Source organism: Zongyangia acetica (assembly GCF_038739695.1).
In the GTDB taxonomy this organism is placed as follows: Bacteria; Bacillota; Clostridia; order Oscillospirales; family Ruminococcaceae; genus Zongyangia; species Zongyangia gallinarum.
On sequence record NZ_JBBEWN010000021.1, the window covers coordinates 1 to 22,975 of the forward strand.

Genomic DNA, 22,975 nt, shown 5'->3' on the forward strand with positions numbered 1-22,975 from the left:
GGTGACTGCCTGGGAAAATAGGTCGGTGCCGGCTTCTCATATTCCTCCTTAGCTCAGTCGGTAGAGCATGCGGCTGTTAACCGCAGGGTCGTCTGTTCGAGCCAGACAGGGGGAGCCAATTTTGTATGATTGCCATCATACATTATGGTGGCAATCATTACAAATGTTTTTATGTGGGCCTTTAGCTCAGTTGGTTAGAGCAACCGGCTCATAACCGGTCGGTCCCGGGTTCGAATCCCTGAAGGCCCACCATTTTGTTGAGAACCTATTTTATGTTTAGTTAGGGGCATAGCTCAGTTGGTAGAGCAGCGGTCTCCAAAACCGCGTGCCGAGGGTTCGAGGCCTTCTGCCCCTGCCATATTGGCCCGGTAGTTCAGTTGGTTAGAACGCTAGCCTGTCACGCTAGAGGTCGTGGGTTCGAGCCCCATCCGGGTCGCCATATGCTGCTATGGCTCAGTCGGTAGAGCGCATCCTTGGTAAGGATGAGGTCACCGGTTCGATTCCGGTTAGCAGCTCCAAGAAAACCTTAGAATCGTGATGATTCTAAGGTTTTCTTTTTATGTCTGAATTTTTATTTCCCGGCAACGGAAATGTCTATGGAAGTAGTTTTTCTTATATATGGTTTACATCCATATATGGTTTGAGAGAACTATTCAAGGATTGACCCTGGTATTTCCGACAAATAAACGGTGGAATTCTTCGAAGACTTTTTTATAATCCTCCCCATAGCAGCTATTTTTTCTCCAGATGAAAGAGAAATCGTGCTGAATATCAAAATTTTCCAGAGGAATTTCCCGAAGAATACCGGCAGCCAGTTCCTCCCAAGCCGCAACCTGATATAAAAAGGTAATACCACAATTGAAGGCAGCTAGGTTTTTTAATGCGGCAATGTTGCTAATTTCTGCCTGAAGGGCGAAATCCTGGATGGAGAGATTATAACTTTCCAGATAATGTTCCAGGATATGACGGGTGCCAGACCCAGACTCCCGGACCAGGAGCCGCTCTCCCAATAGGTCCTGGATGGTGTGGACAGAATGCTGGAAAACATAATGGCGGCCACAGACTGGGACAAACCGTTCCTTTGTGAAAAGAAGGCATTCGTAGGAGTTTCGGGGAAAAGCGCCCTCTACAATGGCAAAGTCAATCTCCCCTCGGTCTAGCTTGGCCAACAACTGCTCTGTGTCAGCTACCTGCATCTGTATCTGAACCGTCGGATGATTTTGTAAATACTGTGCCAGAAGCGACGGCATAGCAAATTCCCCTACCGTTAAGGTGGCACCAAAGGAAAGGCTTACCTGGCCATCACAGAGATGTTTGATTCGAGCTTTGAGAAGATCAGCATCATGCCGCATGGTCAGTGCAGTTTCTTTCAAAAGTTTTCCTGCGTCTGTTAGCAGCAATTTTTTGCCTTCACATGAAAAAAGGGGGGCGCCATATTGTTCTTCCAGAGCGTGAATCTGGTGTGAAACCGCTGGCTGGGTTATGTGTAATAGTTCTGCGGCCCGAGTAAAATGCATTGTTTCGCAGACGGTTAAAAAAGTGAGAATACGAAAGTCAAGCATAAAATCCCTCCCCTTAATATTATAAAATATATTTATGCAAAAATAAATAATAATCATTTTATTTTATTGGAAAACTCTGCTACAATGATTTCAGACAATAACAACATGAGGGGTAGGATTTGACAAGCATGAAAACCATTAAAACATACGCACCAGGAATTTTACTCTGCCTTGGCATTGCTATTCCGGCATGGCTTTTGGGAAAATGGCTGCCGGTTGTAGGCGGACCTGTATTTGCAATCCTCATCGGCATGGTGATCACGCTGCTGCTTAAGAATAAAGAGTGGTGTGCCAGCGGCGTCACCTTTACCTCAAAAAAGATCCTTCAATATGCGGTGATTCTCCTTGGATTCGGTATGAACCTAACAGAAATTCTCTATCAAGGCAAACAATCGCTTCCCATCATTATTTCCACCATCACTACGTCTCTGGTCGTTGCTTTTGTGTTATATAAAGCCCTTCGTTTACAGAAAAATAGCGCGATCCTGATCGGAGTAGGGTCTTCCATCTGTGGCGGTTCGGCAATTGCCGCCACTGCTCCTGTCATCAATGCCGATGATGAGGAGGTAGCCCAATCCATCTCGGTCATCTTCCTCTTTAATATTCTGGCGGCGCTGATTTTTCCAACCTTGGGCGGCATGCTGGGACTCTCCGACGCAGGCTTTGGCCTGTTTGCTGGCACGGCCATCAACGATACCTCCTCAGTTACAGCCGCGGCCACCGCATGGGATGGCATCCATGGAAGCAACACGCTAGACACGGCAACCATCGTTAAGCTCACCCGCACCCTGGCCATTATCCCCATTACATTGGTGCTTGCCTTTATCGGCACCCGCAAAGCAAAAACAGAAGAGGGCACACGGATTCAGTTAAAAAAGATTTTTCCCTTCTTCGTCCTCTTCTTTGTGCTGGCTTCGGTGGTCACCACTGTCTTCCAATTGCCGGCGGCAGTGACAAGCCCGCTTAAGGAGCTGAGTAAATTTTTTATCATCATGGCTATGGCGGCCATCGGGCTGAATACCAATATTGTCAAGCTGGTCAAAAGTGGTGGGAAACCCATCCTGACAGGATTATGCTGCTGGATCGCCATTGCGCTGGTCAGCCTCGGCATGCAGATGGCTCTGGGCATCTGGTAATCAAGACCCAAAGTATGAGGATAAACAAAAAGGAAGGCACTTCCCTGTGGGAAGTGCCTTCCTTTTATAGTTTATAGAAGGATTTAGCCTTTTAATCCTCTGGCCTGGCGATTCATATCCTCGATGACAATATCAAAAATTTCCCCTAAAGAAGCGCAGTACTGAAGCACCTGCCAGGGCTCATTGGTATGAAAATGAATTTTGATCAGATTTTCATCGCCCACTGCGAGCAAACAATCTCCCTGGAAGTGCTCCAGAAAGTAGTCGTTGATCACATCCTCATCCAGGTTCTCCCCCTCGATGAGCAGTTGGGTATCATATTTAAATTCCAGCATTTTTCTTCTCCTTTACATGATGAGCTTTAATGAAGCTGTTCTAGTTCATCCAGCCATAAGGCGGCCACAGCATCGCTGGGCATCCGCCAATCCCCTCTGGGGGATAGGGAGACAGATCCTACTTTGGGCCCGTCGGGGAGGCAGGAACGTTTGAATTGCTGGGTAAAGAAGCGGCGATAGAAGGTTTTTAGCCAATGGAGGATAGTTTCACGGTCATATTCACCCTGGAAGGCGTAGACAGCCAGCCGCAGCACCTTTCTGGGGGAGAAACCCCACCGGATGCCATAATACAGGAAGAAGTCATGAAGCTCATAAGGGCCAACAATGTCCTCTGTCTTCTGCTGAATCTCCCCTTCCTTGGCAGGGAGCAGCTCAGGGCTGACCGGCGTTTCCAGAATATCCAGGAGAACTTCCCTCAGCCTGGGATCATCGGCGTTCATGGCCTCATGCCGCACCAGGTGCCGAACCAAAGTCTTGGGAATGGAGGCGTTGACCCCGTACATAGACATGTGGTCTCCATTATAGGTGGCCCATCCCAGGGCGAGTTCAGACAAATCCCCGGTGCCCACCACCAGGCCTCCGGTCATGTTGGCGATGTCCATGAGCACTTGCGTCCGCTCCCTGGCCTGGGAATTTTCATAGGTCACATCCCGTTCCTCTGGATTCTTACCAATGTCGGCAAAATGACGGTCCACAGCGCCAGCGATGTCGATGGTGCGCAGGGTCACCCCCAGCTGTTCGCAGAGGATCTCCGCATTGCCGCGGGTTCGAGCCGTAGTACCGAAACAGGGCATGGTAGCGGCCACGATATCTGTTCTGGGCCGTCCGGCCAAATCCATTGCACGAATGGCAACCAAAAGGGCCAAGGCGGAATCCAGCCCGCCAGAGACGCCTACGACAGCTGTCTTCGCGCGGGAATGGTCCAGCCTTTTGAGCAGTCCGTGGGCTTGGATGGAGAGGATATCCTCACAACAGCTTTCCCGCTCAGTTTCGTTGGCGGGAATAAAGGGGCGGCTGCTCACCGGCCGGGTCAGCTGGGTGGGGTGGATGTCGAGAGAAAAGGGAACTTGCAGGTAGCCTTCACCAGCAGAGGAAGGAAAAGTGGTAAACCGGCGGCGCTCAAAGGAGAGACGCTGAACATCGATTTCGCTGATGGTCAGACCTGTGGTGAACTTTCGGCTTTCAGCCAGAATGACGCCGTTTTCCGCGATCAGGTCATGTCCGGCGAACACCATGTCGGTGGTGGATTCCCCCATACCTGCATCGGCATAGAGATAGCCGCAGACAAGCCGTGCCGATTGTCCAGCTACCAGATTCCGGCGGTAGGCGTCTTTGCCTACAGTCTCGTTGCTGGCGGACAGATTGGCAATGACGGTGGCACCAGCTGCCGCGTGTCCAATAGAGGGGGGGCTATAGGCCCACAGATCTTCGCAAATTTCCACCGCCAGGGTAAACTCCGGCATCTCCCGACAGGAGAACAGAATCCGGGTTCCGAAGGGAACTGTTTTCCCAAAGAGGGAGGCTTCTTTTATGCCGTCAAAAGCGGGAGTAAACTGGCGGCGCTCATAAAATTCACCATAATTGGGTAAAATGGATTTGGGGATGAGCCCTAAGACTTCTCCGTCCTGGCAGACCGCCGCACAGTTATAGAGTTTTCCACCAAAGGAAAAGGGGAAGCCTACAACAACCAACATGTCCGATTCCCGTGATGTTTCCACCACCTTTTTTAATGCCTGCAATGCACCTTCTAACAAGGTCCCTTGTAAGAACAGGTCTCCGCAGGTGTAACCGGTGAGATACAACTCCGGCAGGACCAAAAGCTGTACCTGATGACCGTCAGCCTCCTTGATCATAGCGGCTGCTTGCTCCTCGTTGTATACACAGTCGGCCACCTTGACAGGGGGAGTGGCCACTGCTACCTTAATAAATCCGTCTTTCATCGCACATCCTCGTTTTCTTTTTGTATTTGATCAAGATTTTCTGTCATTCATTCTCAGCGTTGCTCCTTAAGAAGCGCTACCCGCTCCCGGATGGCTTGCAGATGATCTTCCCGTGTTGTGCTGGGATCCTGAATATCATAAAATTTCTGGCAGGGGAGCTCATTACATCCGCCGCAACCTGCAAGTCCCTTTTTGTTGACGCAGCAATCGTAAAGGGGGCAAACTTGAAAACCGAGATAGGAAGCCCAGGATACCTGCCCTTTCAGGGAGCGGCATCCCGCGCAGGCCTGCCCAAAATCTATGCAATCGCTGCAGATGATGCCGCAACTGCTGACCACTTTTTCCATCATGGTTTCCCCCTTTGGCAAGGCTGATACTTCTGGGGGTATTATACCACAAAAGCCAGGCCGATCCTATAGCATTCTGACCACAATTTCCCTTGAAATTTATACATAAATTTTCGAGATAACACTATCTATCATGTGATTTAAATGATATAATATGCTAAATCCTATATCTCCAAAGGCATATTTCATTTTTATCTGGAGGGATGACTGTTGACACCTTTTCATGCAGGCAGAGAAGAAGTTTTGACAAAACTATCGGTTAATGCCGCACAGGGACTTTCTAAAGAGGAAGCCCAGGAGCGGCTCCAACGCTTTGGCCCCAATGTCCTGAAGGCCAAAAAGAAAAAAACGCTGCTGCAGCGCTTTTTGGATCAGTTTATGGATGTCATGATCTTGATCCTGATTGCGGCCGCCGTTGTCTCTTTTGTGGTGGCGCTGGGCGGACATGACGCCAAGGAATTTTTTGAACCGCTGCTCATCCTGCTGATTGTGATCCTCAACGCGATTTTAGGCGTTTTCCAGGAAAATAAGGCAGAGCGGGCCTTGGACGCCTTAAAAAGCCTGTCGGCTCCCCGGGCACGGGTTCTTCGGGATGGCGTGGAACAGGTCATCGATGCTTCTCAGGTGGTACCGGGAGACATCATCCTGGTGGAGGCCGGAGATTTTATCCCTGCCGACGCTAGGCTTCTGGAGTCCGCCAGCCTGAAATCGGAGGAATCAGCTCTGACCGGAGAATCTGTTCCGGCGGAAAAGGATGCGGCGGCGTCCGTTGAGGAAAATGCGCCTCTGGGAGATCGAATCAATATGATGTATTCCGGATGTTCCGTCACCTATGGCCGTGCCAAAGGAGTGGTTACCGCCACAGGTATGGATACAGAGATGGGTAAAATTGCCGGTCTTTTGGAAGGGGAAGAAGAGACCCAGACGCCGTTACAGCAGAAGCTTGCCAAGCTGGGCAAATATCTGGGATTTTTGGCCCTGGGCGTATGCGCCATTATCTTTGTGGTGGGTATCATCGACGGCATCCCCCTGATGGAAATCTTTATGACGTCGGTCTCCCTGGCAGTATCCGCCATTCCGGAGGGACTTCCCGCCATTGTCACCATTGTCCTCTCCATCGGCGTACAGCGGATGGTAAAGAAAAATGCCATCATCCGCCGCCTTCCCGCGGTGGAAACTTTGGGAAGCGCCTCGGTCATCTGCTCAGATAAGACCGGCACCTTGACCCAAAATCGCATGACTCTGGTCAAGGGATATGACGCAGCTTCTGGCGCCTTGGAGGATATTTCAGAGCACAATGGGGAAAGCATTCGGGCTCTGCTGCGGTATGGGGCTCTTTGCTGCGATGGCGCAGTCTCTTTTGAGGATGGCAAGGAGATCCATATCGGTGATCCTACCGAGACATCCATTATCCTGGCGGCCTATAAAAACGGCATGCCCAAAGAGAAACTCAACGAAGAATTCCCGCGCCTCGCAGAAATTCCCTTTGATTCGGACAGGAAACTGATGACCACTGTCAACCGGATGGATGGGAAAAATGTGGTCATCGTCAAGGGCGCTTTTGATGTACTGGCCATGCGCTGCACCGCCGGAGACATAGAGCGAGCCCGTCAGGTAACAGAAGATCTGTCCCGAGAGGCTTTGCGGGTATTGGCTGTAGCGGTCAAAGAGATCCCCGAGGTTCCCTCTGCCCCCACCAGTGAGGAGCTGGAGCAGGGGCTGACCCTGGTCGGATTGGTGGGGATGATTGACCCGCCTCGCCCCGAGGCCAGAGAGGCGGTGCGGATCTGCCGGAAAGCCGGCATCAAGCCGGTGATGATTACCGGCGACCATGTGGTGACAGCTTCCGCCATCGCCCGGGATCTGGGCATCCAGCTGGAAGGGGATGACGCCATCACCGGGACAGAACTTGCGGCCATGAGTGAAGAACAGCTGCAGGAGCGGGTACGGCACATTTCGGTATATGCCCGGGTTTCCCCAGAGGATAAGATCCGTATTGTCAAGGCATGGCAGCGCCAGGGAGAAGTTGTTTCCATGACGGGAGACGGCGTCAACGACGCCCCTGCCCTCAAGGCGGCCGATATAGGCTGCGCCATGGGAATTACCGGTACCGATGTGGCAAAGGGCGCTGCGGATATGACCCTGACGGACGATAATTTTGCCACCATTGTAGACGCGGTCAGGGAAGGCCGAGGCGTCTATGAGAATGTCAAAAAGGTTGTGGCTTTCCTGCTGGGTACCAATATCGGGGAAGTACTCACCGTATTTGTGGCCATGCTGGTGTGGCGGCAATCCCCCCTGCTCTCTATGCAGCTGTTGTGGATCAACCTGGTGACGGACAGTCTCCCCGCCATCGCGTTGGGAATGGAGCCGGTAGAATCAGATGTAATGGAGCATCCGCCGAAACCCAAAGAGGAAGGGATCTTCGCCCATGGGCTGGGTGTGCGCATTGTGTTGCAGGGCGCATTGTTCGCCCTTCTTTCCCTCGTCGCCTTCTGGATCGGTATCTCTACCACCGGCGTCATCGAGGGAGGACGCACCATGGCCTTTATTGTCCTGGCCCTGTCCCAGGTGGTGCATTCCTTTAATATGAGATCCCATCATTCATTGTTTAAAATTGGATTTTTTACCAACAAGTATCTGGGTGGAGCGGCCCTTCTTTCCCTGCTTCTGATGGCCTTTGTGGTGTTTATCCCGCCGGTGGCCACAGCCTTTGGACTGATTCAGCTTTCTGGCGTCCTCTATCTGGAGGCGTTGGGGCTGTCGTTGGTTCCTCTGGTAGTTCTGGAAGTGAGTAAAGCTTTGGGCCTTATTCGCAGCCATCGATAGATCATGAAAGACAATGAACACGCCCGGCATGCAAAAGCATGCCGGGCGTGTTCGCCTATCAGTTTATATCAGAAGGTTGTACATCAAAAGAAAGATAGGAACAAAGCCGCCTATAAGGATCGGGACACTCCATCAGTTCGGACATGATGCAAAACCCTCCAGCCCCCTGAGCCAGGATCTCCGGCACATGGTTCCGATTGATGCCGCCAATGGCATAGACCGGGATCTTTACCGCTTGGCAGACCTCCTTGAGGAAAGAAAGGCCCCGGGGAGGGATCCCTTCTTTGCAGCTGGTGGGGAAGATGTGTCCAGCGACCAGATAAGAAGCTCCCATTGCTTGGGCCTCCAGAGCGTCTTCCACACTGTGGACGGATGCCCCTACCTGAGAAAATCCGTCTAGTTCTCCAGAATATTGACGGAGTAGGTGCAAAGGTAGGTGAAGGTGGGAAGCCCCCTGCCTCCGGGCTGTTTCCAGCCGGGAATTGACAGCCACCGGAACTTCATAGTTAGAACAGATATCCTGGCACTGTTTCCAAAGGATCTCGTATTCGGCCTCTGGGAGATCCTTTTCTCTGAGGATGATCAGCCCCGGTTTGGCACGGGCAAGCTCATGAATGTGGGAGAGAAAGTCCCCGGGACACAGCTTCCGGTTGGTGACAACGACGACCATTACGCCTGCTCCATCCGGATATAGTCCCGGTATACCGGCTGCATCCCTTTGGCATAGAGCATCTGCTCTACCTCTGCGACCCCGCGGGGATCGGAGATTTCGAATTGCTCGTCTCCCTTGGCCTCTTCGTCATGGCCACCTACCCCCACCTTACTGCCGGCGGAGATTTTGGTGGCGCACATGCCGATGACATTGTCCCGGAATCCCGGCCGCTCCCGGGTGGAAATGCTGATGCCGGCGAAAGGCAGCAGCAGCCGGTAAGAGAGCATGATCTGCAAAAGCTGGGTTTCATGGACATCGTTAGGGTTGTTTTCGGCGTTATTAATGTAAGGACGTAGACGGGGAACCGAGAAAGAAACCTCCGCATGAGGATATTTTTTCTGTAACAGGCTGGCGTGAAGTCCAGCGGCAAAGGCATCTTTCCGGAAATTACCCAGCCCCAAAAGGGCACCGACGCCGACTCCGCGCATACCGCCGAGCAGTGCCCGCTCTTGGGCGTTGAAACGGTAAGCGAAATCAGCTTTTGGCCCAGCCAGATGAACCTCTTTATAGCGGACGCGGTCATAGGTCTCCTGGTAAACACTGACAAAATCAGCGCCGCACTGCTGGATATAGGCATACTCGTCTGTGTCCATGGGATAGACCTCGATGCCAATGGTCGTAAAGTACTTTTTGGCAATTTCACAGGCGTGACCGATATATTCCACATCCGAGTGGTACCGGGATTCCCCGGTGAGGATGAGAATCTCTCTCAGCCCGGTTTTGGCGATGTTGCGCAGCTCGGTGTCAATTTCATCATAGGTGAGCTTTCCCCGGTGGATTTTATTGGTACAGTTAAATCCGCAGTAAGTACAGTGGTTGACACAGTAGTTGGCGATATAGAGAGGAGTATAGAGCCCGGCAGTATTGCCGAAGTGGCAGGCGGTTTCCTGTTTGGCGCGCTGTGCCATCTGCTCCAGGTAGGGCTGGGCCGCCGGGGAGAGGAGCGCCGCATAGTCCTCTAAGGAAATGCTGTCCTTTTCCAGGGCCCGGAGAACATCGTCGCCGGTATAAGCGGAAAAATCGACAGCATCATAGGCCTCCAGTACAGTGTCCATCAGCGGCCGCTCCAGATTGACTTTGAGTTTTTCTACATTGATCGTACTCATGAAAAAGCCCCCTAGTCCTGCAGAAATCCGGTGAGGGGAGAGGAGGCTTCTCCCTCATATTCCAGCACCCGGCCGGGACCGGCGAGATAGCCTTCCCGTCCCGCTTCTACTGCCAGCTTAAAGGCATGAGCCATTGCCACTACATCCCGAGCGGTAGCCACAGCGGTGTTAGCCAGTACGGCGTCAGCGCCCAGCTCCATGGCCTCACAGGCATGGGAGGGGCGTCCAATACCAGCGTCCACTACGATGGGAAGGTCAATTTCATCGATGAGCATCTTGACGAAATCCCGGGTGATGAGGCCCTTATTGCTGCCGATAGGGGCAGCAAGGGGCATGATGGCAGCAGCTCCGGCGTTGACAAGATCCCGTGCCGCCATCAGGTCAGGACTGATGTAGGGCAGTACAACAAATCCCTCTTTGGCCAGGATTTCGGTTGCCTTGATGGTCTCATAGTTATCCGGCATCAGGTACTTGCTGTCCCGGATGACCTCAATTTTGATAAAGTCGCCACAGCCCAGTTCCCGGGCCAGCCGGGCAATACGAACCGCCTCCTCGGCGTTGCGGGCGCCGGAGGTGTTGGGCAGCAGGGTCACCGTTTTGGGAATGTAATCGAGGATGTTGCCCTCACCGCCTAAATTGGCCCGGCGCAGGGCGAGAGTGACCATTTCGGTGCCGCTGGCCTCGATGGCTGCGGCAGTTTTATCCAAAGAGAATTTACCGGTGCCCAGGAAAAAGCGGGAATGAAATTCCCGGGGCCCGATTTTTAAAATGTCTTTCATATTGTTCGCTCCTTTGTTTGAAATGCGGATATACACAGGTTATGGTTCATCCATCCCCAGCAATAGCCGGAGAACCATGTTGGCTTGATGGCCGGCACAGACTGACACCCGAGGGGCCATGAGTCCTTGTCCCGGCTGGGCTTCGCTGACAAGATCACCACAGAGGTAGAGCCGGGAAAGCTTCCGCCGGGTTTCGATCTCATTGGCGCTGCCGTAGCCGGCCATCCCGGAGGCAGCTACCACCTTGGCCTGAGGCAGCCCTTCCAGCACCGCAGCCACCAGCTCCGCCTTGGATTGCGGCCGGTCCAAGGCCTCACAGATCACCTGGCAGCCAGAAAAAATTTCCGCCGCGTTTTGAGCGGTAAGGCGTACGGTGTGGGTTTTTACCTGGATAAAGGGGTTGATCTGGCGGATTTGTTCCTGCAGCGCCTGGGTTTTGTACTGGCCTAGATGGGAAATAAAATAGTGCTGGCGGTTGAGGTTGCTGGGCTCCACCAGGTCAAAGTCGGCCAGCACCAGCTCTCCTATGCCAGTGCGGGCCAGCATGACCGCAATGTTGGAGCCAAGGCCTCCCAGCCCCGCGATGCCCACCTTGGCCTTTTTGACCCGCTCATGGACAAAGGGGGTATGGCGGGCAGCCATCATACTTTCCAGCTGCTCTTCTGAGGGCAGCTCCCCCCGGCGGATCAGAACGACAGTGTCGCCATCTTGAAGGGGGAGATCCTCATCCGTTTGAAAACCGTTATAAATGAATACGTCGGCGTCCGGACAGTACTGCTCCTGCAGCGCGCGGAGGGAAAGGGGGGAGGAGAGCAGCAGCTTTTTTCCGTTAAGTGAGATCTCCATGGGATCAGCCTCCGCCTACAAAGCTGACAATTTCCACCTGGTCAGAATCCATCAGGGTAACAGAGGAAAACTGGGCTTTGGGGACAATCTGGCCATTGCGCTCTACCGCTACCTTGTCGGTGGGATATCCCTGCTCCTGCAGGAATGCCAACAGGGACATCTCTTTTGGCAGTGCTACCTGTTTGCCATTGACCTTCATTTGCGTCTCATCTCCTTTGTAAAATCAAGAATCCTGGACAGAGCCACAGAATCAAAAGCGGGAGCGGGCAAAGAAAAAAGCCAAGCCCACCGGATACGGTAGGTTTGGCTTCTGTTTGCAAATATAAATACGAAACTCCCTACGCCGGTATTAACCGTACAGGTTCCATGGGTAAGAGGACACACCTCACTCTCAGCCAATTTCATTGGCTCCCCAGTTCTTCTGCAACTATTGATTTTTTCCAAGGATCTTACCTTTTTAGTATAGCGCAGTTTTTGTCGGTGTCAATAGTTTCCGTAGGGAAAATAGACGGCTTTGTATCTCTGAAGTTGAAAAAGAGAAATATAAGATGAATCTTGGATAAACTGTATTTTTTCTTTGAATAAATGGAAGGAATAGTTGTTGGTAAAAGTTTCATGTGTTAAAATGTTTGAAAATCAAATAAAAATTAGAAAAACAATAAAAAGCGGAGAAACCTTATGCTTAAACATCCAACCACAAAATTTTATCGGAGAACCAGCCAGCTTCTTCTGATTTTGGTGTTGCTCCTCTCTTGTTCTTTTACCACCGCCCTTTTGATTACCCGGTCGGGATATCAGAAGAAACTCCAGGCGCTAAGCAACCGTCTGGAGGAAGAAACAGCCCTTCAGCAACAGGAGGATAAGCCACAGGATACGCCTCCTCGAGAAGTGGAAAGCACTGCTGCGGATTGGGAACCGGAAATTCTGGACTATGCGTCTCTGTTTCCCAATTTATATGTAGAACCGCCTACCAAGCGGGAAGTAGCCGAAAAAACAGTATATTTGACTTTTGACGATGGCCCCTCTCCTCTGACGCCCCAGGTCTTGGATATTTTAAAAGAAAAACAGGTGAAGGCCACCTTTTTTGTCACGGGACAGGAAGGAGAGCAGGCCAAAGAACGGATGCAGAGGATTGTCAGCGAAGGCCATGCCATCGGAGTGCATACCTACAGCCACGACTACCGGCAGATCTATCAGACGGTGGATACCTTTTTGGAGGATTTTGATAAGGAATTCCGGTTGATTGAGGGATACACAGGGGTGAAGCCTAAAATTTTCCGCTTTGCCGGTGGCAGTATCAACGCTTTTAATATGGATAATTACCATATGATTATTGGGGAGATGATCCGCCGGGGATTTACCTATTTTGATTGGAACGTATCCGCCCAGGACGCCAGCAAAAAGGCGACAAAACAGTCGATCCATGACAGCATTATCTGTGGCGCGAAAGATAAAAATAGATGTATCATCTTACTCCACGACAGCGGGGACAAGGCTGACACCATTGCCGTTTTGCCCCAGGTCATCGATACCCTCAAAAGCCAGGGTTACACTTTCGCACCTTTGACTAATGAGGTACAGCCCATTGTCTTTCCCTATGAAAGAATTGGCTAATGCAAAAAATAAAAGCCAGCCGGAATCATTCCGGCTGGCTTTTTGGTTAGCCTAGTTTACAGCCCAAACAGTGAGCGATGAGGATTGCCTGGGGCACGTCGATGAGGGTATCCTGCATCTTCACTTGACGCATGTCCACACCGTCAATGAGCGCTCCCTGAATATCCGCTTTCTTCAGATTGGCCCCAGCCAATTGGGCCCGGGTAAAATTACAGTTTCGCATCTTTGCCTTTTCTAGGTTACAGTTTTGGAGGTTGGCTCCGCTGAAATTGATATTATCCAGGCAAAGGCCTCGCAGGTCACTGTCGGCCAGGTAACAGTCCGAGAAATTGCCGCCTTGGATTTCGATACCGGTGAACACGGCGCCGGAAAAGGTGGAGCCGATACATTTACACTGGATCAAGGTGGCGCCAAAAAGGCTGCAGCCGGAAAAAGTACAGCCGGCGAAGGCGGTATATTGATGGTGGGATTCGTTGAGCCTTGCAAAGGTAAAGTCACAGTAGTGGAAGGTACATCCTTTGGTAACCAGTGCCGCCATGTCCATGCCCCGGAAGCTACAGCGGGTAAAGGAAACATGATGCAACTGCTGGTCAGCAAAGTCTGTGCCCTGAAATTTCTTGCCTTCGAATGTCGCATATTCTGGAAAGGAATGCTCCATTAATTTTGCTCCTCATTCATGGTAGAGGTGTAGTCACGATCCACCGTAATAACAGTGTAATACTGGCGCCCAATTTCTTTGACACGGCAGGAAATGAGGTGGCACAATTCTTTATCGGACGTCGGGAAGTCTATGGGGACGGATACGTCAAAGATCAAATTGGAATGGGTGGAGCCAAAGACCACACGAAAATCATGCATGGAAATTTGAGGGGAGACGTCCTTCAAAATCTGCTCCAACTGATCCCGTAACTGGTTAATCCGGGCATCGTCGGTGACGATGGGATCTAGGTGGATTACCAGGTGGATGTGAAAGTTATTCATAAAATCGTGCTCAATGTTGTCGATGATGTCGTGGCTGACCAGGATATCCTGGCTGGCCGGTACCTCTACATGCACCGAGGCAAAACAGCGGTCAGGACCGTAATTGTGGATGACCAGATCGTGGATACCGATGACACCGTCATAGCTGAGGATGGTATGGTGGATTCTTTCTACCAATTCCTTATCGGGCGCCATGCCCAGCAGGGGGTTGGCGGTTTCAATGACCAGGCGTATGCCGGAGAAGATAATGAAGGCGGCTACCAGGATGCCCAGATACCCATCCAATTGCCAACCGGTGAAATGGGCAAGAAGAGAACCGATGAGTACGGCAGAGGTGGAATAGACGTCGTTTAAACTGTCTGCCGCCGTAGCCTGCAGAGCCTCTGAACGGATGCGCTTGCCCACCTGCCGGTTAAATAAACCCTGCCACAACTTGACGCCAATAGAGATAAGCAGAACAACAATCGTCAACCAACTAAAGGTCTCCTCTTCCGGGTGTATCACCTTGGAGAAGGAAGAAGAGATCAGCTGGAAGCCCAGAAAGATAATAACAAAGGAAACAATCATCCCAGTGATATATTCCATCCGGGCATGGCCGTAAGGATGTTTTTTGTCAGCTGGCTTTCCGGAAAGTTTAAAACCTACCAGGGTGATGATGGAAGAACCGGCATCGGACAGGTTATTGACGGCATCGGCAACCACAGCGATACTCCGGAATAAGAGACCGGCAACAATTTTAATAGCAAATAAAAACAGATTCGAGACAATGCCAATCGCTCCGGCCAGTTTGCCGTAGTTTTCCCGTACAGCGGGATTTCCAGTATCCTGATAATTTTTAATAAATTTTTGAATAATGAAATCAGTCATCAGATTCTCTCCCATCAGAGAAATGTAGTTAAAATGGCATCAAGTTTCTTTACTATATATAAAGAAAGCAGCGTTGCACTATCCAGCCGTGTTTGTAGGGGGAGGGGTGCAAAACGCGTATTCTTTATTTTAACATTGATGCAGAGCTTCAACAAGGGATTTGCAAAAGGATCTTTGAAAAAAGCCAAGTTTTCAGCGAAAAATACAAAGAAACACACGCAATATCTGGAAAATCTCTGCCTGTTGGAATCGTGTGGAAAAAAACAGAGATATTTATCCATTTTGTTGCCATTATATAATAAAAATGCAATAAAAATTTGGAAAAGGAAGAAAACAAAACCAATTTTTTTGTGAGCTCTGTCAAAAAAATTAAATAATCGACAAATAGTAACAAATAAATGACAAATAAAAGAAAATAGTATTGCAAATATAGCGAATGCCGTCTATAATAGCGTCATCGGGCAAACAAGAGCTCGAAAATAAATCAAATTCCAGGAGGAAAAAGAATGAAAAGAGTATTGTCTCTTGTGCTGGCCTTGGTTATGTGCTTTAGCCTGGCAGCCGCTTCTTTCGCAATCGACATCAAAGAGGGTATCGTCTTCAAATATTTGACCAATGAGAACGGCGACAATTATACCACCGAGATGGATACACCCCCCAGCCCGGTCTATGTTAACAGTGATGACTTTTATGTCCTGCCTAAATCCGAGGGCGCAGTTAACGCGTTCCAGTTCCCCGCAACCGCCGAGGACAAGAGCGGCCCGTGGACCGAGACCGAGATCACCGATGTCTCCATCGTAAGCGGCAGCACCACCATCCAGGCTGCTTACTATTACGATGATAAGGGAAACAATCCTAAGAACAACTGGATCATCCAGATCCGCCCGGAAGACCTGGCCGCTGTTAAGGGCTACGATGTAAAGGTAGTAGTTACCGCTGAGAGCACTTCCTTTACCCCTGACTCCACCGGTTCTGGCACTGGTGAGACCAAAACCACCCTGTTTGAGGATAGCTTCACCTTCACTGTGCAGGACAGCGACATGATCGGTGCTTCTGACATCGATTACGCAAGACTGAATAACAACAATGTTGTTGACACCAACGGCAGATATGTTGTTTCCTACCTGGCATTCCAGGCAATCAAAGAGGGCGAGGAGTTTGTCTTCCCCTATGATGGTTACAAGGTAACTGTAGGCGCTGGCGTTGAGGAGACCCTCAACTTCCGCGCGCAGCATGAGTCCATTGACAAGGTTGCTGAGAAATACGGCGAGGACAACATTCTTGCGCTTCTGGCCTTTGCCGATCAGAACAAGCAGCCCCAGACCCTGAAAATCGATGTAGAGGCAACCGAGTTTAGCTCTACCCACACTGGCAACAAGGCTTATGTTTACAGAATTGAGGGCGAGGACCTGGTTCTGGTAAGCGACAACGCTACTTATGACGAGGCAAGAGAGTTTGTCTCCTTCGAGACCGACCGTCTGGGCGCATTTGTGATCTCCGCTAACGAGATCGAGGGCGCTATCAACTCCGGCGATCAGGGTTCCAACGGCACCACTGGCGACAAGGAGAACCCCAGCACCGGCGCGAACGATGTCATCGGACTGGCCGTGACCGGCGCTATCGTCGCTGCCGCCGCTGGTTTTGTAGCACTGAAAAAATAGTCTGACGAAGGAACAGGCATTGTAATTAAAAAGGAGTACCACATGGTACTCCTTTTTAATTTTACCGTACAAGCTTTGTCTATTTCGCTAAAAAAATAGCGGCTTTTTTTAGAGATTACAGAAAAGTTACAGAAAAATAGAAAAAGTTAAAAAAAAGTATTGCAATTTAGAAGCCGGGTGATATAATAAGAGTCAGACAAGGGAGACCTTGTCAAAAAAGAAAGAAAATTTTAGGAGGAAACACCAATGAAAAAGGCATTAGCACTCATTCTTGCCGTTGTTATGTGCATCGGCATGGCTTCTGTCGCTTTCGCAATCGACGTTGATCGTGACATCCATCACTTCACCATCCTGGGCAGCAATGGTCAACCCATTGATGTGGAAGCGGGCGGCAATGTCGCTTACGTAGCAGGCGACACTTTCTATGTCATCCCCTACGCAGCTGCAGATGGTGGCAGCAACATCGAGATCACCAAAGCTGAAGTAACCCAGGGTTCCACCACTGTTTACACCCCGGCTTTCTTCTTCGATGATGAGGGCAACAACCCCACCAACGTTTGGATGGTTCAGATGAAGACTCAGGACATCGCAGCTGTCAAAGATTATGACATGGTTCTGCATGTTGAGGGTAAAGACGCCGCTGGCAACGCTTATGAAGGCGATCTGACTCTGGTTGTTAAAGACACCGGCGTTATCGACGAGAACGACATCAACAAAGGAAGAATCGATGGCGACTTCGAGGTCGACACTTGGACTAATGACGAGGGTGGCTACTACAAATATGTAGTTTCCGCTGACGCATTCAAAGCCATCAAATCCGGCGAGACCTTCAAATTCCCCTACTACGGCTACAGCCTGAAAGTCGGCGCTGGCATTAAAAATGCTCTGAACTTCCGCGCTTCCATCGAGAAGATCGATGCTATCGTTGAGAGATACGGCGAGGACAAAGTCCTGGGCGTAATCGACTTCAAAGATAAGAACGAGCTGCCTGTAGAGATCGGCGTAGAGATGGAGTGCACTGAGTACTCTTCCACTCATATCACCAACCAGGCTTATGTCTACAGAATTGAAGGCGACAAGCTGGTTCTGATCACCGACAAAGGCGTTTATGATGCAGCAAGAGACGTAGTGTCCTTCAGCACCAACAAGCTGGGCACACTGGTTATCTCTGCAGAGCCTCTGACTGATGCACCTGCTACCACCACTGAGAGCAAAGACAACCCCGGCACTGGCGCAAACGACGTCATCGGCCTGGCAGTTGCAGGCGCAGTAGTAGCAATGGCAGCTGGCTTCGTAGCACTGAAAAAATAATTGACGGAAGATAGATTCTGTCGATAGAAAAAGGGAGTACCTAATGGTACTCCCTTTTTTGTGCACCTTGAAAAATGAATCAGTGCATAATATAAGGATATAATGATTCTGTTACTTGAACAATAGATGAAGCGGTTCCTTTTTATTGTTGTGGATCCAAAATTTTTAAAATGAAATGGAAACAAAAGATTGCTAAATTTCGACTTACTGTTTACAAAAAGGTTACAGGATATCTTTAAATTGATTAAATCTTCGAAAAATAAATGGTTATAATAAGAGATGTGGAAAGGAAATCCCTTCCGTAAATTTATGTAAGCTAGGAGGAACACAACAATGAAAAAAGTATTGGCACTGATGCTGGCAGTTGTCATGTGTTTCGGCATGGCTTCTGTAGCCTTTGGTATCGATGTCGATTATGACATCCATCACTTTAGCATTCTGGGCAGCGATGGCAAAACCATTGATGTGAATGCAGGCGGCAATATCGCTTACGTAGCGGGAGACACCTTCTATGTTATCCCCTATGCAAATGATCAGGCTGACAGCAACATCGAGATCACTAAAGCCCAGGTAACTCAAGGTTCTACCACTGTTTATACCCCGGCATTTTTCTTCGATGACGAGGGTAACAATCCCACCAATGTGTGGATGGTTCAGATGAAGACCAAAGACATCGCGGCGGTCAAAGACTATGACATGGTTCTCCATGTAGAGGGTAAAGACGCTGCGGGAAACAAATATGTCGGCGATTTGACTTTAATTGTGAAAGATACTGGCATTATCGATGAGAACGATATCAACAAAGCAAGAATTGATGGCGACTTTGAAGTAGCTACCCAGGGCCGTTATGTCGTTTCCGCGGAAGCCTTTAAAGCAATCAAATCCGGCGAGACTTTTGCATTCCCCTATAGCGGATACACTTTGAATGTAGGTACTGGGATCAGCAATGCACTGAACTTCCGTGCCTCCACCGAAAAGATTGACAAATTGGTAGAAAAATATGGCGCGGATAAGATTCTGGGCTTCCTGGATTTCAAGGACAAGAATGACCTCCCTGTAGAGATTGGCGTAGAGATGGAGTGCACCGAGTACTCTTCTACACATACAACCAATAAAGCCTATGTCTACAGAATTGAAGGCGACAAGCTGGTTTTGGTGACTGACAATGCCAAGTATGATGCGGCAAGAGATGTCGTTACCTTTAAGACCAACAAATTGGGTAGCTTGGTAATCTCTGCAGCGCCTCTGACAGACAGCGCTTCTACCACAACTCCTACTACCACCACCACTACTACTAACAATAGTGGCAATGCAGGTACCACAACTTCTAACAAAAACAACCCAGGTACCGGCGCCAATGATTTAATTGGTCTGGCAGTTGCAGGTGCGGTCGTTGCAACAGCGGCTGGATTTGTAGCAATGAAAAAATAATTGGATAAAAAATAACAAAAAATATGGGAAGACCTTTGGCCTTCCCATATTTTTTGTTATTTTAAGGATTAATATTTCAAATTAAATGATTTAAATATTAGATAAAATGCTTAAAATATCGGATAATTTGAGCGATAATTTGCAAAATTGCAACAAAATAATATCAGAGTTATATTGAAAATAAGAAAAATAAGCATTATAATAAAACCTACAAGAGCATTCTTGGATATTTTTTAAGGAGGTATCATGATGAAAAAATGCTAGCCATTATCCTTGCTGTTGCCATGTGTGTAGGAATGGCTACCGTATCCTTTGGTATCAATGTGGATTATACCATTGACCATTTTAGCATCTTAGGCAGTGATGGTGAAATGATCGATGTCGATGCCGGGGGTAATGTCGCTTATGTAAACGGGGACACCTTCTATGTCATTCCTTATGCGAATGACCAGGCAGACAGCAACATTGAGATCACCAGTGCGGAGATCACTCAAGGCTCCACCACAGTGTATACTCCTGCCTTCTATTTTGACGATGAAGGGAATAATCCAACCAATGTTTGGATGGTTCAGATGAAGACCCAGGATATTGCAGCGGTCAAAGATTACGACACTGTGCTGCATGTCGAAGGCGTTGACGCTGATGGCAACACCTATTCTGGTGATTTGACCTTGGTAGTCAAAGACTATGGTACAATTGATGCAAATGACATCAATACCGCACGTATCAATGACACCGATGTTGATACCCTGGATGACGATGGAAACTACAGATATGTTGTTTCCGCTGATGCTTTCGAGGCCATCAATTCTGGCGAAACCTTTGCGTTCCCCTATGATGGTTATACCTTACACATTGGCTCCGGTATCAGCAATGCGCTGAACTTCCGTGCATCTACCGAGAGAATCGACAATCTGGTGGAAAGGTACGGCGAGGATAAGATTCTGGGCTTCCTGGACTTCAAGGACAAGAATGATCTGCCGGTCAGCATTACGGTAGAGATGGAGTGCACTGAGTATTCCAGCACCCATGTGACTAATCAGGCTTATGTCTATCGGATAGAGGGAGACGGCCTGACCCTGGTAACCGATAATGCCACCTATGACTCTTCCAGATCGACCGTTACCTTTGAGACTAATAAGCTGGGTAGTTTGGTCATTTCTGCAGAGCCTCTAACTGATGAAACTACTGGTGAGACCACAACAGACACTTCTACCGATAGCTCTACAACAACTACCGATTCTGACAAAGCGAATCCTGACACAGGTGCTAACGATGTAATCGGTCTTGCGGTAGCTGGTGCAGTTGTCGCAGCGGCGGCTGGCTTTGTGGCACTGAAAAAGAAATAATATAATTTTTTAGTATGGGATCTATGAAAGGGAGCGAAAGACGGACTACCGTCTTTCGCTCCCTTTTTAGTGGATTGTTAAGATTTATGTCATTGTATCCAGGCAGAATGCGGAGTATAATGAAGAAAAAAGAGAAGGGATGGTGCGGCCATGAAAGGGAAGATTGCTGTGTTGCTTGTGGCGGCACTTTTGCTTATTGTGACGATTGTGCCGGTAATGGCTATCACAGTGGAGCAGGATATGTACCTGCTTTATAAAACTGATGAAAGGGTGGACGAGAGCGGCAATGAATACGTAGATCTAATCTTTTGCTATGTAGATGAGTCCAGTGATGATGTAAGACTTCGTACCTTCGATCGGAAAGAGCCGATGAACAGCGCGGAGCCTGGGGATATTGTCCATGCTGATGTAATTTTTGGCAGAAGCGGATGTGAAGCAAGGGCTTTCTTTGATGAGGATCGGGGTTACTGGGTTGTCCGGCTGACCATAACCAATGCGACGGCGCTGGAGAATATTCCAACCTTTGAGTTACAAGTGAGTGCTACCCGTACGGTGGAAACTGCCTATGGTGGGATCACAAGGGAGAAATATGTATTCGATGATATTCAGATGACCGAGCTGAATCAAAGCAATGGGATTACCAGCGGGCAAGTTCTACAGGCGCTGAGCAATAACAATGGGGTGATGGAAAATCCCGATTGCGCCAACATTACGGCAGAAGGGATGAAAGCCGCTTTGGGCAAGGATATTGAGTTTTCCTTTGACGGGTATTCAGTGGCCTTTCATAACAGCCAAATCCAGGATGAAATCAATCTTTTTGCCGTTAAAAAAAGTATTACCCCTGTCAGCGAGCACTATAATACCGATGGCGTTTTATCTACCATCATGTTCTGGGATACACGGGATCTAGCTTCACCAGCTACCATTTCGGTGGAGATGGATGAGTTTTCTGATTATAGAGAAAGTCACGCTTATGTTTACCGCTATGAAAACGGGAGACTGGTTCTTTACACCGATCAGGCCGAGTATTCTCCTGAAATGAGCCATGTATCCTTTACTACAGATAAGCTGGGCTCCTTTATTATTTCCTCCAAGCCATTGGAAGAATTGCCTATTATCGACGCTGGAGACGGCACCTCGGAGGGATATAGCTCTCCAGAAGAATATCTGGTTTCCCAGGCGTTGGATGCAATAGGCAGGGCATTTTATATCTATGACGCCTATATTCCGACCACAACTCAGCAGTCATAAAAAAAGGACCAGCCATCTGGCTGGTCCTTTTTATTTTAATTAAAATTGTGGCTCTTTCGGCGATGGATTTTTCGTTATGCTGACGGTTTCAGGCATCTGTTCGCCATCTCTTAAAAGACGGGCCTGGACGACAAAACGCTGATCCTCCCGCATGCCGTATTTATAGGTACAGGTGGATAGGGTTAGAATTTTATCTGTGGCGTTGACATCCACATCATAGAAATATTCGGTGCGCTCCTCCGCCTCATTAAGAATGTTTAAAAACTCTAAGTCGCTGGGGTTGACGCTGATATAATTGAAGTTAATATCAGAATAATAGGCGGCAAAGATTTTAAAAACCATCTGGTCATCGGGAGTCGTTAAATAAATATAGGGGTGATTGGTGGCGAAATCCTCATCAAGATATTTCAATAGCTGGCCAAACTTTAGACCATGCACCTGGTTGTCATCCATGTTGTGTCCATAGATAACGGTGTTGCGGGATAAGACATTTCGCTCACCAATGGTGTTTTCGTAGTCCGCATAGTAGCACCCGTAAAAATTATACTGTTTGTATTCATCTTTGCGGAGATAAAAATCGTTATCTTCAGCTTGAACTACGGCATTGTCTACCGTGGTGTCGGGAATGGTCAGCCAGGCTACCGTATCGCTGTTGGCAGACTGCATATCAGTAAGCTTTTGCAGGGTATCGGCATCAGGCTGCTGAATTTGGAGCTGATCATCTTCTTCTGGTTCTGGCAAGGGTGCTTCCGTAACCTGGGGAGTGGTTACCACCGGTGCTGGAGCAGAAGAGGATTCCTCCTCTCCATTACAGGAAGAAAGGGTAAGAATCATAGAGACTAGAAGAAAACAAGCTACTATCTTTCTTAAAAACGACATAGATGGGGAGGAAAACCTCATGATTGCTTGGCTCCTTTA

Annotated in this window: 21 protein-coding genes, 5 tRNA genes, 1 pseudogene and 1 riboswitch; of the genes and pseudogenes, 14 read left to right on the forward strand and 13 right to left on the reverse strand. The window is 49.2% G+C overall.

Going from position 1 to position 22,975, the window contains the following annotated elements; genetic code table 11:
* Positions 1-42: 42 nt before the first annotated feature.
* From WGC32_RS13845 to WGC32_RS13865, 5 genes are all read left to right on the forward strand, one after another.
* Positions 43-118: transfer RNA gene (locus WGC32_RS13845), tRNA-Asn, on the forward strand.
* 57 nt (positions 119-175) lie between these two features.
* A tRNA-Ile gene (locus tag WGC32_RS13850) sits at positions 176-252 on the forward strand.
* A 30-nt stretch (positions 253-282) separates the two neighbouring features.
* Positions 283-358, forward strand: a tRNA-Trp gene (locus WGC32_RS13855).
* 4 nt (positions 359-362) lie between these two features.
* Positions 363-439: transfer RNA gene (locus WGC32_RS13860), tRNA-Asp, on the forward strand.
* Between the two features lie 3 nt (positions 440-442).
* A tRNA-Thr gene (locus tag WGC32_RS13865) sits at positions 443-518 on the forward strand.
* 135 nt (positions 519-653) lie between these two features.
* Here WGC32_RS13865 and WGC32_RS13870 read toward each other — a convergent pair.
* Together WGC32_RS13870 and WGC32_RS13875 are read right to left on the reverse strand one after the other, a co-directional pair.
* Complete coding sequence (locus WGC32_RS13870; RefSeq protein ID WP_342682791.1) at positions 654-1,373, reverse strand: LysR substrate-binding domain-containing protein; 720 nt, start codon at positions 1,371-1,373, stop codon at positions 654-656.
* Between the two features lie 15 nt (positions 1,374-1,388).
* A pseudogene (locus WGC32_RS13875) lies at positions 1,389-1,619 on the reverse strand (helix-turn-helix domain-containing protein); the annotation flags it as partial.
* A gap of 71 nt (positions 1,620-1,690) precedes the next feature.
* Here WGC32_RS13875 and WGC32_RS13880 point away from each other — a divergent pair.
* A complete protein-coding gene (locus WGC32_RS13880) occupies positions 1,691-2,698 on the forward strand; it encodes a YeiH family protein (protein WP_342682740.1) in 1,008 nt (335 codons plus the stop codon).
* An 83-nt stretch (positions 2,699-2,781) separates the two neighbouring features.
* On the opposite strand, the gene WGC32_RS13885 is transcribed toward WGC32_RS13880, so the two are convergent.
* The 3 genes from WGC32_RS13885 to WGC32_RS13895 are packed head-to-tail and all read right to left on the reverse strand — an operon-like array spanning position 2,782 to position 5,323.
* The gene (locus WGC32_RS13885) at positions 2,782-3,033 is read right to left on the reverse strand and encodes a kinase to dihydroxyacetone kinase (protein ID WP_342682742.1); all 252 of its coding nucleotides are present in this window, start codon (positions 3,031-3,033) and stop codon (positions 2,782-2,784) included.
* 26 nt (positions 3,034-3,059) lie between these two features.
* Complete coding sequence (locus tag WGC32_RS13890) at positions 3,060-4,973, reverse strand: NAD(+) synthase (protein WP_342682744.1); 1,914 nt, start codon at positions 4,971-4,973, stop codon at positions 3,060-3,062.
* A 53-nt stretch (positions 4,974-5,026) separates the two neighbouring features.
* Positions 5,027-5,323 (reverse strand): DUF3795 domain-containing protein, encoded by a 297-nt coding sequence (locus tag WGC32_RS13895; protein ID WP_342682746.1) that lies wholly within the window; start codon positions 5,321-5,323, stop codon positions 5,027-5,029.
* A 207-nt stretch (positions 5,324-5,530) separates the two neighbouring features.
* On the opposite strand from WGC32_RS13895, the gene WGC32_RS13900 reads away from it, so the two are divergent.
* A complete protein-coding gene (locus WGC32_RS13900; protein WP_342682748.1) occupies positions 5,531-8,149 on the forward strand; it encodes a calcium-translocating P-type ATPase, PMCA-type in 2,619 nt (872 codons plus the stop codon).
* A 58-nt stretch (positions 8,150-8,207) separates the two neighbouring features.
* On the opposite strand, the gene WGC32_RS13905 is transcribed toward WGC32_RS13900, so the two are convergent.
* The 5 genes from WGC32_RS13905 to thiS are packed head-to-tail and all read right to left on the reverse strand — an operon-like array spanning position 8,208 to position 11,791.
* Complete coding sequence (locus WGC32_RS13905; RefSeq protein WP_342682750.1) at positions 8,208-8,819, reverse strand: thiamine phosphate synthase; 612 nt, start codon at positions 8,817-8,819, stop codon at positions 8,208-8,210.
* A complete protein-coding gene (gene thiH / locus WGC32_RS13910; RefSeq protein WP_342682752.1) occupies positions 8,819-9,967 on the reverse strand; it encodes a 2-iminoacetate synthase ThiH in 1,149 nt (382 codons plus the stop codon). The genes WGC32_RS13905 and thiH overlap by 1 nt, the downstream gene beginning before the upstream one ends.
* 11 nt (positions 9,968-9,978) lie before the next feature.
* Complete coding sequence (locus WGC32_RS13915) at positions 9,979-10,746, reverse strand: thiazole synthase (protein ID WP_342682754.1); 768 nt, start codon at positions 10,744-10,746, stop codon at positions 9,979-9,981.
* 39 nt (positions 10,747-10,785) lie between these two features.
* Positions 10,786-11,592, reverse strand: a complete 807-nt coding sequence (gene thiF / locus WGC32_RS13920) for a sulfur carrier protein ThiS adenylyltransferase ThiF (protein ID WP_342682756.1) — start codon at positions 11,590-11,592, stop codon at positions 10,786-10,788.
* Between the two features lie 4 nt (positions 11,593-11,596).
* Entirely contained in the window at positions 11,597-11,791 is a 195-nt protein-coding gene (gene thiS, locus WGC32_RS13925; RefSeq protein WP_342682758.1) for a sulfur carrier protein ThiS, read from the reverse strand.
* 119 nt (positions 11,792-11,910) lie between these two features.
* A riboswitch (TPP riboswitch) is annotated at positions 11,911-12,017 on the reverse strand.
* 253 nt (positions 12,018-12,270) lie between these two features.
* On the opposite strand from thiS, the gene WGC32_RS13930 reads away from it, so the two are divergent.
* Entirely contained in the window at positions 12,271-13,206 is a 936-nt protein-coding gene (locus WGC32_RS13930) for a polysaccharide deacetylase family protein (RefSeq protein WP_342682760.1), read from the forward strand.
* Positions 13,207-13,252: 46 nt separating this feature from the next.
* On the opposite strand, the gene WGC32_RS13935 is transcribed toward WGC32_RS13930, so the two are convergent.
* On the reverse strand, positions 13,253-13,864 hold the full coding sequence (locus WGC32_RS13935; RefSeq protein WP_342682761.1) for a pentapeptide repeat-containing protein: 612 nt from the start codon (positions 13,862-13,864) through the stop codon (positions 13,253-13,255).
* Positions 13,864-15,054, reverse strand: a complete 1,191-nt coding sequence (locus WGC32_RS13940) for a cation diffusion facilitator family transporter (protein ID WP_342682763.1) — start codon at positions 15,052-15,054, stop codon at positions 13,864-13,866. The genes WGC32_RS13935 and WGC32_RS13940 overlap by 1 nt, the downstream gene beginning before the upstream one ends.
* Before the next feature lie 33 nt (positions 15,055-15,087).
* On the opposite strand from WGC32_RS13940, the gene WGC32_RS13945 reads away from it, so the two are divergent.
* The 6 genes from WGC32_RS13945 to WGC32_RS13970 all read left to right on the forward strand — a co-directional run bounded on the left by WGC32_RS13945 (position 15,088) and on the right by WGC32_RS13970 (position 22,057).
* On the forward strand, positions 15,088-15,408 hold the full coding sequence (locus tag WGC32_RS13945; protein WP_342682764.1) for a hypothetical protein: 321 nt from the start codon (positions 15,088-15,090) through the stop codon (positions 15,406-15,408).
* A 152-nt stretch (positions 15,409-15,560) separates the two neighbouring features.
* Positions 15,561-16,715: an LPXTG cell wall anchor domain-containing protein gene (locus WGC32_RS13950; RefSeq protein WP_342682766.1), complete on the forward strand. Its 1,155-nt coding sequence runs from the start codon at positions 15,561-15,563 to the stop codon at positions 16,713-16,715.
* Positions 16,716-16,961: 246 nt separating this feature from the next.
* Complete coding sequence (locus WGC32_RS13955; RefSeq protein ID WP_342682768.1) at positions 16,962-18,026, forward strand: hypothetical protein; 1,065 nt, start codon at positions 16,962-16,964, stop codon at positions 18,024-18,026.
* Between the two features lie 333 nt (positions 18,027-18,359).
* On the forward strand, positions 18,360-19,457 hold the full coding sequence (locus WGC32_RS13960; RefSeq protein WP_342682770.1) for a hypothetical protein: 1,098 nt from the start codon (positions 18,360-18,362) through the stop codon (positions 19,455-19,457).
* A 257-nt stretch (positions 19,458-19,714) separates the two neighbouring features.
* Positions 19,715-20,806: an LPXTG cell wall anchor domain-containing protein gene (locus WGC32_RS13965; RefSeq protein ID WP_342682772.1), complete on the forward strand. Its 1,092-nt coding sequence runs from the start codon at positions 19,715-19,717 to the stop codon at positions 20,804-20,806.
* A gap of 150 nt (positions 20,807-20,956) precedes the next feature.
* Positions 20,957-22,057: a hypothetical protein gene (locus WGC32_RS13970; RefSeq protein ID WP_342682774.1), complete on the forward strand. Its 1,101-nt coding sequence runs from the start codon at positions 20,957-20,959 to the stop codon at positions 22,055-22,057.
* Positions 22,058-22,096: 39 nt separating this feature from the next.
* Here WGC32_RS13970 and WGC32_RS13975 read toward each other — a convergent pair whose 3' ends face one another.
* Positions 22,097-22,957 (reverse strand): sortase domain-containing protein, encoded by an 861-nt coding sequence (locus tag WGC32_RS13975; RefSeq protein ID WP_191510575.1) that lies wholly within the window; start codon positions 22,955-22,957, stop codon positions 22,097-22,099.
* Positions 22,958-22,975 lie beyond the last annotated feature (18 nt).

Bases quoted from the DNA above. Each gene is read 5' to 3' on its own strand.
- WGC32_RS13880 (WP_342682740.1), top strand. From the start codon at position 1,691: ATGAAAACCATTAAAACATACGCACCAGGAATTTTACTCTGCCTTGGC.
- WGC32_RS13885 (WP_342682742.1), bottom strand. From the start codon at position 3,033: ATGCTGGAATTTAAATATGATACCCAACTGCTCATCGAGGGGGAGAAC.
- WGC32_RS13890 (WP_342682744.1), bottom strand. From the start codon at position 4,973: ATGAAAGACGGATTTATTAAGGTAGCAGTGGCCACTCCCCCTGTCAAG.
- WGC32_RS13895 (WP_342682746.1), bottom strand. From the start codon at position 5,323: ATGATGGAAAAAGTGGTCAGCAGTTGCGGCATCATCTGCAGCGATTGC.
- WGC32_RS13905 (WP_342682750.1), bottom strand. From the start codon at position 8,819: ATGGTCGTCGTTGTCACCAACCGGAAGCTGTGTCCCGGGGACTTTCTC.
- thiH (WP_342682752.1), bottom strand. From the start codon at position 9,967: ATGAGTACGATCAATGTAGAAAAACTCAAAGTCAATCTGGAGCGGCCG.
- WGC32_RS13915 (WP_342682754.1), bottom strand. From the start codon at position 10,746: ATGAAAGACATTTTAAAAATCGGGCCCCGGGAATTTCATTCCCGCTTT.
- thiF (WP_342682756.1), bottom strand. From the start codon at position 11,592: ATGGAGATCTCACTTAACGGAAAAAAGCTGCTGCTCTCCTCCCCCCTT.
- thiS (WP_342682758.1), bottom strand. From the start codon at position 11,791: ATGAAGGTCAATGGCAAACAGGTAGCACTGCCAAAAGAGATGTCCCTG.
- WGC32_RS13930 (WP_342682760.1), top strand. From the start codon at position 12,271: ATGCTTAAACATCCAACCACAAAATTTTATCGGAGAACCAGCCAGCTT.
- WGC32_RS13935 (WP_342682761.1), bottom strand. From the start codon at position 13,864: ATGGAGCATTCCTTTCCAGAATATGCGACATTCGAAGGCAAGAAATTT.
- WGC32_RS13940 (WP_342682763.1), bottom strand. From the start codon at position 15,054: ATGACTGATTTCATTATTCAAAAATTTATTAAAAATTATCAGGATACT.
- WGC32_RS13945 (WP_342682764.1), top strand. From the start codon at position 15,088: ATGGCATCAAGTTTCTTTACTATATATAAAGAAAGCAGCGTTGCACTA.
- WGC32_RS13950 (WP_342682766.1), top strand. From the start codon at position 15,561: ATGAAAAGAGTATTGTCTCTTGTGCTGGCCTTGGTTATGTGCTTTAGC.
- WGC32_RS13955 (WP_342682768.1), top strand. From the start codon at position 16,962: ATGAAAAAGGCATTAGCACTCATTCTTGCCGTTGTTATGTGCATCGGC.
- WGC32_RS13960 (WP_342682770.1), top strand. From the start codon at position 18,360: ATGAAAAAAGTATTGGCACTGATGCTGGCAGTTGTCATGTGTTTCGGC.
- WGC32_RS13965 (WP_342682772.1), top strand. From the start codon at position 19,715: ATGCTAGCCATTATCCTTGCTGTTGCCATGTGTGTAGGAATGGCTACC.
- WGC32_RS13970 (WP_342682774.1), top strand. From the start codon at position 20,957: ATGAAAGGGAAGATTGCTGTGTTGCTTGTGGCGGCACTTTTGCTTATT.
- WGC32_RS13975 (WP_191510575.1), bottom strand. From the start codon at position 22,957: ATGAGGTTTTCCTCCCCATCTATGTCGTTTTTAAGAAAGATAGTAGCT.